Here is a 12,466-nt window from a genome sequence, read left to right on the forward strand (position 1 = left end):
ACTCTAACTCTGCAGATCACAATAAATAAAGCGGATGAAGGGTATTGTGCTTATCATGCTGGTATGAATACGGTAATACCCCCTAACACTAAATAATTAGGGGGTATTTATTATAATCTTATTTCGCTTTTAATAGAGATTCGGGAATCAAGACATTTGTGATTCCAACTTTCTACAAAATGATCATTCCTATATTATATATACAAAGCCAATAGAAAGAAATGTGGTGACGCTACGTGGAAACGGTACTGATTATTGAGGATCACGAGGATGTCCACTTGATGCTGGCAGAGGCTTTAACCCATGCTGGGTATACCGTAGCCTCTTCCTATACGGGCACGGATGGCCTTTCCCAAATAAAAAATCATACATACGACTTGATACTGCTTGATATCATGCTCCCCTATAAAAGCGGGGATGAAATCCTGAAAGAAGTGCGCTCCTTCACTGATACGCCAGTCATCGTCATTTCCGCTAAAGATATGGTCGGTACGAAGATCGATCTGTTGAAGCTCGGTGCAGACGACTATATCACCAAGCCGTTTGATCTAGGAGAAGTGGTGGCACGTGTAGAGTCTCTTCTAAGAAGATCGCATAAGCAGCTGCATGCAAATAAAGTGTTCCAGTATAAAGACCTGATGCTTGATGATAATACCAAGCGCGTCATCGTAAGTGAGACAGATATCGAGCTGACAGCCAAAGAGTATATGATCTTGGAGCTGCTCGTTAAACATGGCGGCAAAGTATTTACTAAAGCGAACCTGTATGAGTCCGTCTGGAAGGATGAATATCTGGAGGATGATAATGCGGTTAAAACGCATATCAGTAATCTGCGCAACAAGCTGAAAAAGGCGAATCCGAATGAGGAATATATCGAGACGGTATGGGGCTTAGGCTATCGTTTATATAAGGTGTAAAGGTTCGATCGAATTATCGGTTTTCTGACTTTTGGTTGGCTCCCCTTAACCTTTTCTAAACCATTGGATCGTAGACTGACGGTATACAAGTTGAGCCACCCACGCACGGTTCAGCTTCAATAGAAAGGAGAGGTGAGCAGGTTGAAACCATATGTCGTAAAAACAAATCGTCTTACGAAGCACTACCACGGTTCATATGCTCTGCGTGATGTATCCATTACGCTGGAATCCGGGAGGATATACGGCTTGATCGGGCAGAACGGCGCAGGAAAGACTACGCTAATGCGCTTATTGGCTGGTCTATCCTTTCCGACGGGAGGAAGCATTGAACTGTTTGGCCACCAAGGCAATCGTGCGCTGCAGGAGGAACGGAAGCGGCTCGGCTGCATGATCGAGCATCCTGGATATGTACCCTATATGAGTGCAAGGGAGAATCTTAAGTATCATCGAATCATGCGCGGGGTGCCAAATAAGGACATCGAAGGTGAGTTGTTGGAGCTGGTCGGACTTGCGGATGCAGGCAAAAAGAAAGCAAAAGACTTTTCACTCGGCATGAAGCAGCGTCTCGGAATTGCAATCGCTCTGCTCGGCAATCCCGAACTGTTAATCTTGGACGAACCCATTAATGGCCTTGATCCACTAGGTGTGGTAGAGATTCGCAATCTGCTGAAGAGACTATGTGAGGAGCGGCAGATGACGATCCTGCTCTCCAGTCATAATCTGCCCGAGCTCTATCAGACAGTAACGAACTATATTATCATTCACAAAGGCGAAGTTAAGCGGACTATAACACTTGAGCAGCTCGACGAGAATTGCAAGCACCACCTTTATATTAGGTGTGACCAGCCAGAGAAGCTTGCTGGCATCTTGGAAAGCGAGTTGAATACGACGAATTACAAGGTCATGCCGGACAAGAGCATAAAGCTGTATGACTTCTTGGATCAAAAGGATACGGTTGCCAAAACGATGCTAGAGCATAGTATTGTGACCACCACCTTTTCAATTGAGGGAGACACCCTTGAAAACTACTTTATTTCGGTGATTGGTGGTGATCAAGATGCTTAATTTGATTCAAGCCGATCTGTTCAAATTACGCAAATCCAGCGCCATGAAGATTCTGCTCGGTATTACGACCTTATGCGCACTAGTCATGACCTTTATCGCCTATCTGATTCCTCAGGGCAAGATGGAGGCTAGCATAACGGGAATCGGATTTATGTTCTCAGATATCAACGTCATCAGCATTCTTGGCGGGTTTATGGCGGGCATTCTGATCTGTGGTGATTTTGAAAATAAAACGATCCATGATGCGATCGCGAACGGCAGCAGCAGAAGCACTGTCATCGTGAGCAAGGCCGTCATACTCGGCATGGCCCTTATCTGCCTCCTACTTCCCTATGCGATCATTACGTTCATTTCTCTTTGCTTAGGCTCCGAATTCAGCATGGGCTCCGTGGCAGTTGTATTTTTGCATCTCTTAACCACAGAAGGAGGCTCAGTCCTTTCAGCCGCTGAAATATGGAAAACGATCGCGATTGCCCTAACCTTAATGATCGTCTATGCTGCTCAGTTAAGCATCTGTGTCCCTCTTGCCTTTAAGCTGAAAAAGCCGATTTTGGTCGTTGTCATTTACTATGCCTTTTCTATTTTTACGGCACAGCTGATTCGATTAGGCGACAGCTATCCGTGGTTTGGTCGAGTACTCTCCTTCACACCGTATGCAGGAGACTACACCTTCCTCACCCTTGATACGACAGCAGGCGATCTGTTTTTGGCCATCTTGTTTAGCGTTATTTTTATAATTATCATGGTTGGAATCACATCTCTCATGTTTAGGAGATCCGAAATCAAGTAGTAGAAAGGTTGGTGGGCAAATTGATTCTCTTTGCAGCTGCTTTAATCATCGGGGTCTTCATACTCTCGTTCTATATCGGTTTCCTTCATCGGCAGTTGCATAGCATCAATCGTCAGCTGCACAAGCGTCTGACTGAGCATACCCGCCAGCCGATCCGCTTGGAGCTCTTAAGCAAGGAGCTGAATACATTAGCGGTCCATATTAACACCTATTTTAAGGCGGAGGAGAACCTCCGTCTTAAAAGCATACAGGAGGAGCGCAACTTTAAAGAGCTTATTGCGAACATTTCCCATGATTTGCGAACACCGCTTACTGCGATTAAGGGCTATCAGCAGCTTGTGGCGCTTGGTGAGTTGACCTTCGATCAGCGAAAAAAACTGCAAACCGCTCAAAAGCATGCGGATCAACTGGAGCGGCTGATCGAGCATTTTTTTGAATACTCCTATCTGCTCAATGTCGAACCCAAGCTTGCCATCGAACGGATCAATCTGACCAATCTTGTAGCTGAAGTCCTCGCAGCATCTGTTACCACCTTGGAGGAGAACCAGCTTGCGGTGAGATTTGAGGAAGCCCCGCCTCTATTCGTGCTTGCAGACAAAGAAATGGCCATGAGAATCATTCAGAATCTGATTCGAAACGGTATTCAGCATTCAAGCGGAGATATCACCGTACGCTTGTTGGCGACAGATAATGCTGTGCTGTCCTTCAGCAATGCAGTCAAGCATGTCGCTGCCTTCGATACGGAGCGGCTGTTCGACCGCTTCTATACCAGTGATAGAGCACGAAGCAGCAGTACGGGCTTAGGCTTGTCCATTGTGAAGCTCCTAGCAGAACAAATGGGCGGCAGCGTAAGCGCATCGCTGCACGACGGAGTGCTTGAGATACGAGTGGAGCTTCCTCGAAGCAATCCTTAATGCGTTGACCGTGGACATGCTGTAAATGCAAAGAAGAACGAGAGCCACTAGGGATTCTCGTTCTTCTTATTTTTTTATCCCTATCAGCGGCTTGCCATTCTTCTTGTGAAGAACCGACACAGGCATCGAATCTTTTTCTTGTTCCTCTAAGATACGACCACAAGATCGTATATCCTTTTTATTTTTTCATCCAAAAGATCCAGATGGACAATACGCGCTTCACGCAAATATTCCTTCCCCTCCACAAACAAGAGCAGGACAGGCACCGTGAAGATGGACAGCGCTCCTGCTACCTCTTGTACTTCCTGAGCATTCACATTCCCCAGATGAATCTCCGGGTACTTCATTAGCAAATCCTGCACCTTTGGAAACAAGGCATGGCACACGCTGCAATCCGTGCTGGAAACGTAAACAAAGGACAGCGGATAGCGATCAACAAACGCATTCACCGCTTCCAAGCTAGTTAACGTCTCATATTCTCTCATTGCTGTCTCCCCCTCTACTCACCGCTCAATCTTCTGTCTTTTGATTCAAAATATTATCCTCCAGCACAGCAAACTTATCACCATACTCTTTAATAATATGTTCTTCGCCCCAAGCACATAGAGAATCCAAAATAGGCTTTAGGCTCCATCCATATTCACTTAGCTCATACTCCACCTTTGGAGGCACTTGATTGTATACGATTCGGTTCAGAATGCCGTCTTCCTCAAGCTCACGCAGTTGCTGTGTAAGCATCTTTTGTGTAATGGCTGGCATAAGGCGTCTCAAATCACTCGTTCTTTTTTTTCCGTGGGTAAGGTGGCACAGAATCACACACTTCCACTTTCCCCCGATCACTTCTAACGTCGCTTCTACCGATATATTATATTTTTTCTTAGTTGCAATTTCTTCTGACATGCCTTCAACCCCTTATATCTTCTAATAGGCACTTTTTAGTTCCTACAGAACAAAAAAGTACCTACTGTTCATTTTTGCATCTACCATACATAATAGCATTACCGGCCGGGCATCACAATAAGACAGGGGTTAAATCATGAGCATAGAGAATAAGCGCAGCACCTTGGCGTTACTGGCTCTAGCCATCAGCGCCTTTTCCATTGGAACAACCGAATTTATCAGCGTAGGCCTTCTGCCTCTTATCGCTGAAGATTTTCATATATCCGTTACGACAGCTGGACTAACCGTCACTTTGTACGCATTGGGCGTTACCTTTGGAGCGCCTATCCTGACATCCCTGACCTCTCAGGTGTCACGGAAAACACTGCTGCTCTGGATTATGGCAGTCTTTATTGCCGGCAATATGCTGGCTGCTGCTGCGAGTGGGATTACACTCCTGCTGACGGCACGCGTAATCTCAGCCTTATCCCACGGTATCTTTATGTCGATCGGTTCCACCATTGCAGCAGATCTCGTGCCAGAGCATCGCAGAGCCAGTGCTATTGCGATTATGTTCTCTGGACTTACCATCGCTACAGTGACTGGCGTTCCGCTTGGAACCTTTATCGGCCAGCAAATGGGCTGGCGAGCAGCATTTATCGCTATATCGGTAATCGGGATACTCGCCTTTCTAGCGAACTTGATGTTAGTATCTCCGAATTTACGAAAAGGAACGAAGGTACGCGTTCAAGACCAAATTAAGCTTGTTACGAACGCTCGATTGCTGTTGGCCTTTGCGATTACGGCGCTGGGCTACGGTGGAACGTTTGTTGTCTTTACCTATTTATCTCCACTCCTTCATGAAATAACAGGGTTTAAGGAGAATACAATCGCCGTTATCCTGCTTGTCTATGGCATAGCCATTGCAATAGGTAATATCATTGGCGGCAAGACGGCTAATCGAAAGCCTCTAACGGCCTTGTTCTATATGTTTGCCATTCAAGCCGTTGTATTGTTCACGCTGACCTTTACCGTTCCCTATAAAGCAGTCGGTCTAATCACCGTCTTCTTCATGGGCATGTTCGCCTTTATGAATGTGCCGGGGCTGCAGGTTTATGTCGTCATGCTGGCTGAGCGCTTAGCTCCAGAGGCTAAGGATGTAGCCTCCGCTGTCAATATCGCGGCGTTCAACGCAGGTATTGCGATTGGCGCTTACCTAGGCGGTGTGGTGACAGATACGATGGGCCTCATCCATACGACTTGGATTGGTGCGCTCATGGTACTCGGAGCGGTATTGCTAACGGCTTGGGCACGCATCCTAGAAAAGCGCGAGCATAACAGCACAGGAACCAACGCCTCTGCGGCAACGATACAATCGCAGGCAGGCTAAAACACACCCTATAACACACGATTCCATAGGTCAAACAGACATATTATCATCATTCATCATACAGGGAGGATCATCCATTATGATCAAGCATATTCAAGACACCATGACACTAAGCAACGGGGTAAACATGCCAGGTCTCGGACTGGGTGTCTTCAAGGTTGAGGAGGGCCCTACCCTCGTGCAGGCCGTCAAAGCTGCCATTGCCCATGGGTACCGAAGCATGGATACCGCAGCGATCTATGAAAATGAACGCAGTGTGGGTCAAGCCATCCATGAAGCCATGCAGGAGAATCACCTTGCACGCGAGGAGTTATTTATTACATCCAAGGTATGGAACGCCGACCTTGGGTACGAATCAACAATCGCTGCGTATGAAGCCAGCCTCGAGCGACTAGGCCTGGATTATCTCGATCTCTACCTCATTCACTGGCCTGTAAAAGGCAAGTATAACGAGGCATGGAGAGCGCTGGAGACGCTGTATCGCGAAGGCCGAGTCAAAGCCATTGGCGTAAGCAATTTCCAAGTTCATCACCTGGAAGATCTCATGTCGCATGCCGAGATTACTCCAATGGTCAATCAGGTGGAACTCCACCCTCGCTTGACGCAAAAGGAATTGCTCCGCTTTACGAAGGAGCATGGCATTCAGCTGGAAGCCTGGTCTCCACTCATGCAGGGTGAACTATTGTCTAATGATACGCTGCTTGAGATCGCAGCTCAGCATGGCAAATCCGTTGCGCAAATTATTCTTCGCTGGGACCTGCAGAACGGCGTGATCACAATACCTAAATCGACGAAAGAACATCGGATTGTGGAGAATGCGGCTTTGTTCGACTTTGAATTAAGTCAGGAAGAGATGGAACGAATTGACGCGCTCAATCAAAATTTGCGTGTCGGTCCCGATCCAGACAACTTTGATTTTTAAGCTAAATGCAGAACGCCATTCCTGCTTATGTGGAATGGCGTTCTACCTTTCATAAAATTAAAAAAATGGAGTGATTCAAAAGGAACCTTCTTAGTATGCATCATGCAAACCCGTTTCACGAATCACATTCAGCTCATCAGCTGTCATTAGTTCCGCTTCATATAAATGTAAATATTCTTGCGAAATGGTTGAATTAAATATCAACAAATCATCTGTATTGATCGTTACCGGGACATTGTTATCAAATAGAGTCCTGATCGGATGCTCCTTGTAGCTTCTTGCTACTCTTAACATTACATTGCTTGTTGGACAGACATTTAATTGAATATTGTGATTGGCCAGCCACTTCATAATTTGAGGAGATTGTGCCGCAGCAATTCCATGATGAACCTCCTGAAGCTCCAACTCTTCGACCGCTTCCATCACATCATCAGCACTACCGAATTCACCTACATGCGCTCTTCGTATTAGTCCTGCTTTTTGTGCAACCTGATATACACCCTTAAAATGCTTAATAGGCTGAGCAAACTCATTATTGCAAATATCAATCGATTTAAACCATTGGTATGACAATATCTCGTCGATACGCTGCAAGATAGAATCGATACAACTCTCACGTGTTAGTGCTAATTCAGGAAAGAACACTGTATCAGGAGAAAATGTATCACGCATCCCGTTCATTATGTTTATGAATGGATTCATACCCCCTAATTTATCGATCTCATCTATTCCAAAACTCATACTTAGCACTTTTATATGGTCTTGTCTTGCCTGTACAAATGATGCCTCAATCCGTTTTAAATATCCTTCTAGCCCCGGGCAATGGCACTTCACATGATGGTCAAACCAATACTGCATTTCGTCTAGTGAATTAAAGGGCTCGGTTGGTGGCATGATTTTTACGTTTGCCCATTGTTCTATATATTCAATATGACCTCCACGACCTGCATGGTTATGGAGATCACTCTTATCTATCATTTGAAGATCAGAAAGAGAATGGTTTTGTAAAGCCGCTATAAATTTTTGATTCATAATGAGCTACCTCCATCTGTACGATGATTACCAAATACAAATAGAACTTATATTCTCCTACGCAACCGAATAAGTAATCTCTATTATCTATTTATTTGGAATAGGGGTGATATTCACTTAATTTCCCTTCGTAAATCAAGATCATTCGCTCACTTTGGCGGAAATCATCCGGTGTGACCAGTGCGGGGAGCTTATCCCAAATCTTAATGCCAGATCGCTGCAGAACCTCTGCAACAAACTGCGAGCAGAAGTAAGAATTGCTGAATTCAACAGGCTCCTTCAGCGCAACGCCAATCACGCCCAAGAGATTGTACATAAACTTTTCTTTGCTCCGAATGAAGATTTGAAGCACCCGCTTCATCTTTTCAATCTCACGATCCGATACCTTCAGCTCATAAATGACACATGACGTATTCGGATACTTGCTAAAGGTTCCAGTCTTAATGTCCTCTTTCACGAATCCGCCATCGAGTGGATTGTTGGGATGTTTTCTCCCAAAGCTGTACAGCTCCGAGAGCTCCCGATCAAAGGAAATCGAGGCATGGTTGTAAGGCGCTCTCGTATAGCTTTGAATAACCCTCGTGAATAGCGTTCCCGTATTCGTAAGCAAGATAAAGACCGATCGTTCAGCTGTCATTTTAAAAATTCCCCTTATCAACATCGAACTATTCCTTCATAATAGCATAAGATTCCTCTAATGGGATTGATAGCTTACGACAAGATGGTGATTCATATTGACTCATTCTTTATCAATTTCGCTCGTTATTTTCTTGGCCTTATGTATTCTTCATTTGGTTTATAAAGTGGCTGATCGAATACAGCCAAGCAAGGACTATACGATGATTGGACTCCGCATCAAGACTTGGTGGGGCATGTTCCTCGTCTTCTGCATGGCGCCGCTTATTCATCCCGTGGTATCCCTGCTGGCTATTATGGTGCTTGCTTTCTTCTCGCTAAAAGAATATTTCTCCATGATCCGTTCGAGGAAGGCTGACCGAAGATTGTTCTTATGGGCTTATTTATCCATACCCTTTCAGTTCTATTGGATATATATCGAATGGTATGGGATGTTTATCGTCTTTATTCCGATCTATGTCTTTCTATTCCTGCCTCTGCCGCGTTTGATTAATAAGGGGACGGTCGGGTTTGTACGCAGCGTAAGCTCCACCCAGTGGGGGCTGATGCTGATGGTATTTGGACTCAGCCATCTGGCCTACTTTCAATTTGCGACGCCGCAGTATGGTGCTGGGCTTGTGCTGTTCCTCGTGGTGCTGACACAGCTCAACGATGTCATCCATTATCTCGTATCACTCTATTTCGGCAAACGCAAGGTCGTGCCGACCGCCAACCTGAACTTGACCTGGGAAGGCTTCGCTTGTGCATTGTTCGTGACGACGGGAGCAGCCTATCTGATCCATCCTTATTTGACGCCGATTGGTCCCACGTTTGGGATATTTTCCGGCTTGCTCATCAGCCTCAGCGGATTCTTCGGCAGCTTGACCATATCCGTATTGAAGCGCGACCTGCTGATCGGGGATGGACATAAATTCGATGCGCTAAAGAAAAAATATTTAAGCCGGATCGACAGCCTGACATATACGTCCCCCGTCTTCTTCCATATGATTCGATACTTCTTCGAGTTCATGTGATGCATGTACATGTGAAAAAGACCTCTCCTTCCACGGCAAAGCGGCGGGATGAGGTCTTATTTTCGGAGAATCCTAGTTTGATGATTGCAGCTTAACCGCAAAAGCCTCATACGGGCTAAGCATGAATTGTCTCACATCGATTCTTGAACGATTGTAGTTGCTTATGATGACCTCAACGGCATCCTTATCGACAGAAAAGCTCTGCTCCTGCTCAGACATATTGGCGACCACAAGCCAAGTCTCTCCTTCATAATGGCGGCAGTAAGCAAATACTTCCTTCGCGGCATCCTCAAGCAGCTCATAGTCGCCCCATACGATAATAGGATGATCTTGGCGAAGCTTAATCAAGCGGCGGTACGTATGGAATATGGAATCAGGATTCTCAAGATTCTGCTTCACATTAATGGTCATGTGGTTTGGATTCACGTGCAGCCAAGGCGTCCCTGTCGTAAAGCCCGCTTGCTCTTGATCATCCCACTGCATCGGCGTACGTGCATTGTCCCTGCCCTTTGCATTAATAGAAGCAATGATGTCATCTGCTCTGTATCCTTTAGATAAGCGATCATGATACATGTTAATGGATTCGATATCCTCCACTTCATCAATGCTTGATATTGGATAGTTGGTCATGCCAATCTCTTCGCCTTGATAAATGTACGGCGTTCCCTTCATCATATGCAGAAGAATCGCAAACATCTTGGCGCTCTGCTCATGATACTGCCTGTCATTGCCCCATCTCGATACGATGCGCGGCAAGTCATGGTTGTTCCAGAACAGGCTGTTCCAGCCCTGGTTGCCCAAAGAGGTCTGCCACTTGGAAAGAACCCGCTTGAGCTCTGTAATGTCGAGCGGCTTCAGGTCCCATTTATCCTTGCCCTCCTGCTGATCCAAGCTGACATGCTCGAACTGAAACACCATGGACAGCTCATGACGTGCGGGATCGGAGTACAGCTTCGCAATGTCCGGTGTTGCTCCCCACGTCTCGCCTACCGTCAGTACATCATGGGAGCCGAAGGTCGCCTGATTCATCTCTTGCAGGTACTCATGCAGCTTCGGCCCGTTGCCTGTAATGCCTTGGTCCGGAATCTTGCCGATAAGATCGATCACGTCCATGCGGAAGCCGCCTACGCCCTTATCCAGCCAGAAGTTCATCATATCGTACACTTCCTGGCGGACTTTTGGATTCTCCCAGTTCAGGTCTGGCTGACGCTTGCTGAACAGATGCAGATAATACTGGCCGCTTGCTTCGTCCCACTCCCATGCAGTGCCGCTAAAGATGGAGCCAAGGTCGTTCGGGACATCCCCGTTTACAGGGTCACGCCAGATATAGTAGTCGCGGGATTCGTTATCCCGGCCCTTTCTCGCTTCAATAAACCACTTGTGCTCGTCCGAAGTATGATTCACAACGAGATCCATAATGATCTTGATGCCAGCCTCATTGGCCTTTGCAAGCAGTTCCTCCATATCCGTCATCGTGCCGAATTCGTCCATAATGTCCTGGTAGTCGCTAATATCATAGCCGTTGTCATCATTCGGCGACTTATACACGGGAGACAGCCAGATCGCCGTAATTCCGAGCATCTTTAAATAGTCGATCCGGCTGATAATCCCTCTTAGATCCCCAATGCCGTCTCCATTGCTGTCCTGAAAGCTGCGAGGGTAGATCTGATACACAACGGCTGTCTGCCACCACTTTACTTCTCTTTCTTGAGGATTCTCTTTATCGCTTGTGCTGCGTGCATTCATCGTGATCTCACTCCATTTCCATGAGTTTATAAGTAACGTAAACGTTTACGTAATAGGCGAAAAAAATTACCTTTATTTAAGATAATTTTTTTACAGATTGGCGAACGACCAATTGATGCGGAATGACTTGAGACTCGATTCTCGTGTGATGCTGAATCGCATCCATCAGCTTGGAGCAGCCTTCTTGCCCCATCTCATAAAGAGGCTGGGCTACTGTCGTGAGCGGCGGGATTGACATATAAGACACCTTGGAATTATCGTAGCCGACAACCGAAAGGTCATCAGGCACCTGAATCTGGTGCTCAAAGCAGGTCGAAATTATGCCAAGTGCAGCTTCATCGCTTGCACAAAAAACAGCTGTTAACTTCGCTTGATCTTCAATGAAAGCCTTCATCGCTTTTTTACCAGACTCAAAGCTGAAATCTCCCGCCTTAATCAGGTTCAAATCGACTTTAATGCCATGATCGAGCAGCGCTTGAATATAGCCGTTAATCCTGGGGGCGCCTGCAATCGGGTCCTCCGGATTGACTCCTGCCATTCCAATGCTTCGATGATTATGGTCTATTAAATACTTCACGGCTGCATATGCCGCCAGCTCATCATCGACCTTAATGTAAGGCGCATCTTCACGCTTCGTCTTCGTCGAAATCAAGATATAAGGGATATCGAGCGATAATAGCGACTCCATCGCCGCCTCATGCAGCTCTACCGAGACAATAATGAGCCCATCCACTCTGCGCTCTCCCATCAGATTCATGCTCTCGTGTATGCGGCTACCCTGGCTGCCTGCATGCGTAAGGATTACACTATACCCATATTCATAAGAGACATCTTCTATTCCTTTTATAATGTCGCCATAAAAAGCGGTCGTGACCTCCGGCATAATCACCCCGATCGTCTTGGTGGACTTCTGCACTAGACTTCTTGCATTTTCATTTTTCCGATAGCCTAGAGCTTTCGCTACCGCCATAACCTTCTTCTCCGTCTCCTCGTTGTACCCGCCTAGATGATTAAGCACCCTGGATACCGTCGCCGTGGACACACCTGCTACTCTGGCAATATCCTTAATCGTAGCCGCCATACTACCATCCTTCCAAGTAAACGTTTACGGTTTATTAACAGTAATACAATCATTCTATTTCTTATTATAGGTTAAACGTTT

13 protein-coding genes are annotated in these 12,466 nt (G+C 46.2%); 7 read left to right on the forward strand and 6 right to left on the reverse strand.

Features of this window, described 5'->3' with window-relative positions; translation table 11 throughout:
• Window positions 1–236: 236 nt before the first annotated feature.
• From I2H74_RS10765 to I2H74_RS10780, 4 genes are all read left to right on the forward strand, one after another.
• The gene (locus I2H74_RS10765; RefSeq protein ID WP_195573937.1) at window positions 237–917 is read left to right on the forward strand and encodes a response regulator transcription factor; all 681 of its coding nucleotides are present in this window, start codon (window positions 237–239) and stop codon (window positions 915–917) included.
• Between the two features lie 132 nt (window positions 918–1,049).
• Complete coding sequence (locus I2H74_RS10770) at window positions 1,050–1,982, forward strand: ABC transporter ATP-binding protein (RefSeq protein WP_420707436.1); 933 nt, start codon at window positions 1,050–1,052, stop codon at window positions 1,980–1,982.
• A complete protein-coding gene (locus tag I2H74_RS10775) occupies window positions 1,975–2,772 on the forward strand; it encodes an ABC transporter permease (protein ID WP_195573939.1) in 798 nt (265 codons plus the stop codon). Before I2H74_RS10770 ends, I2H74_RS10775 begins: the two co-directional genes overlap by 8 nt.
• Window positions 2,773–2,783: 11 nt before the next feature.
• A complete protein-coding gene (locus I2H74_RS10780; protein WP_324254048.1) occupies window positions 2,784–3,686 on the forward strand; it encodes a HAMP domain-containing sensor histidine kinase in 903 nt (300 codons plus the stop codon).
• A gap of 146 nt (window positions 3,687–3,832) precedes the next feature.
• On the opposite strand, the gene I2H74_RS10785 is transcribed toward I2H74_RS10780, so the two are convergent.
• Window positions 3,833–4,171, reverse strand: coding sequence for a thioredoxin family protein (locus tag I2H74_RS10785; RefSeq protein ID WP_195573940.1), 339 nt, complete (start codon window positions 4,169–4,171; stop codon window positions 3,833–3,835).
• A 25-nt stretch (window positions 4,172–4,196) separates the two neighbouring features.
• The gene (locus I2H74_RS10790; RefSeq protein WP_195573941.1) at window positions 4,197–4,586 is read right to left on the reverse strand and encodes a winged helix-turn-helix transcriptional regulator; all 390 of its coding nucleotides are present in this window, start codon (window positions 4,584–4,586) and stop codon (window positions 4,197–4,199) included.
• 136 nt (window positions 4,587–4,722) lie between these two features.
• Here I2H74_RS10790 and I2H74_RS10795 point away from each other — a divergent pair, with 136 nt between their 5' ends.
• Window positions 4,723–5,955: an MFS transporter gene (locus I2H74_RS10795; RefSeq protein ID WP_195573942.1), complete on the forward strand. Its 1,233-nt coding sequence runs from the start codon at window positions 4,723–4,725 to the stop codon at window positions 5,953–5,955.
• 79 nt (window positions 5,956–6,034) lie between these two features.
• Window positions 6,035–6,877 carry an aldo/keto reductase gene (locus I2H74_RS10800; RefSeq protein WP_195573943.1) on the forward strand — a complete coding sequence of 281 codons (843 nt, stop codon included), beginning with the start codon at window positions 6,035–6,037 and terminating at the stop codon, window positions 6,875–6,877.
• A gap of 90 nt (window positions 6,878–6,967) precedes the next feature.
• On the opposite strand, the gene I2H74_RS10805 is transcribed toward I2H74_RS10800, so the two are convergent.
• Both I2H74_RS10805 and I2H74_RS10810 read right to left on the reverse strand, forming a co-directional pair.
• Window positions 6,968–7,909: an adenosine deaminase gene (locus I2H74_RS10805; RefSeq protein WP_195573944.1), complete on the reverse strand. Its 942-nt coding sequence runs from the start codon at window positions 7,907–7,909 to the stop codon at window positions 6,968–6,970.
• Between the two features lie 91 nt (window positions 7,910–8,000).
• Entirely contained in the window at window positions 8,001–8,546 is a 546-nt protein-coding gene (locus I2H74_RS10810; RefSeq protein WP_195573945.1) for a hypothetical protein, read from the reverse strand.
• A 97-nt stretch (window positions 8,547–8,643) separates the two neighbouring features.
• On the opposite strand from I2H74_RS10810, the gene I2H74_RS10815 reads away from it, so the two are divergent.
• Window positions 8,644–9,558 carry a phosphatidate cytidylyltransferase gene (locus I2H74_RS10815; RefSeq protein WP_195573946.1) on the forward strand — a complete coding sequence of 305 codons (915 nt, stop codon included), beginning with the start codon at window positions 8,644–8,646 and terminating at the stop codon, window positions 9,556–9,558.
• Window positions 9,559–9,630: 72 nt separating this feature from the next.
• On the opposite strand, the gene I2H74_RS10820 is transcribed toward I2H74_RS10815, so the two are convergent.
• Both I2H74_RS10820 and I2H74_RS10825 read right to left on the reverse strand, forming a co-directional pair.
• Window positions 9,631–11,304: a glycoside hydrolase family 13 protein gene (locus I2H74_RS10820; RefSeq protein ID WP_195573947.1), complete on the reverse strand. Its 1,674-nt coding sequence runs from the start codon at window positions 11,302–11,304 to the stop codon at window positions 9,631–9,633.
• A 76-nt stretch (window positions 11,305–11,380) separates the two neighbouring features.
• Entirely contained in the window at window positions 11,381–12,385 is a 1,005-nt protein-coding gene (locus I2H74_RS10825) for a LacI family DNA-binding transcriptional regulator (protein ID WP_195573948.1), read from the reverse strand.
• Window positions 12,386–12,466: the final 81 nt, after the last annotated feature.

This window comes from Paenibacillus sp. 1001270B_150601_E10 (assembly GCF_015558675.1).
Classification (GTDB): Bacteria; Bacillota; Bacilli; order Paenibacillales; family Paenibacillaceae; genus Paenibacillus_B.

Bases quoted from the DNA above. Each gene is read 5' to 3' on its own strand.
- I2H74_RS10775 (WP_195573939.1), top strand. From the start codon at position 1,975: ATGCTTAATTTGATTCAAGCCGATCTGTTCAAATTACGCAAATCCAGC.
- I2H74_RS10785 (WP_195573940.1), bottom strand. From the start codon at position 4,171: ATGAGAGAATATGAGACGTTAACTAGCTTGGAAGCGGTGAATGCGTTT.
- I2H74_RS10790 (WP_195573941.1), bottom strand. From the start codon at position 4,586: ATGTCAGAAGAAATTGCAACTAAGAAAAAATATAATATATCGGTAGAA.
- I2H74_RS10795 (WP_195573942.1), top strand. From the start codon at position 4,723: ATGAGCATAGAGAATAAGCGCAGCACCTTGGCGTTACTGGCTCTAGCC.
- I2H74_RS10800 (WP_195573943.1), top strand. From the start codon at position 6,035: ATGATCAAGCATATTCAAGACACCATGACACTAAGCAACGGGGTAAAC.
- I2H74_RS10805 (WP_195573944.1), bottom strand. From the start codon at position 7,909: ATGAATCAAAAATTTATAGCGGCTTTACAAAACCATTCTCTTTCTGAT.
- I2H74_RS10810 (WP_195573945.1), bottom strand. From the start codon at position 8,546: ATGACAGCTGAACGATCGGTCTTTATCTTGCTTACGAATACGGGAACG.
- I2H74_RS10820 (WP_195573947.1), bottom strand. From the start codon at position 11,304: ATGAATGCACGCAGCACAAGCGATAAAGAGAATCCTCAAGAAAGAGAA.
- I2H74_RS10825 (WP_195573948.1), bottom strand. From the start codon at position 12,385: ATGGCGGCTACGATTAAGGATATTGCCAGAGTAGCAGGTGTGTCCACG.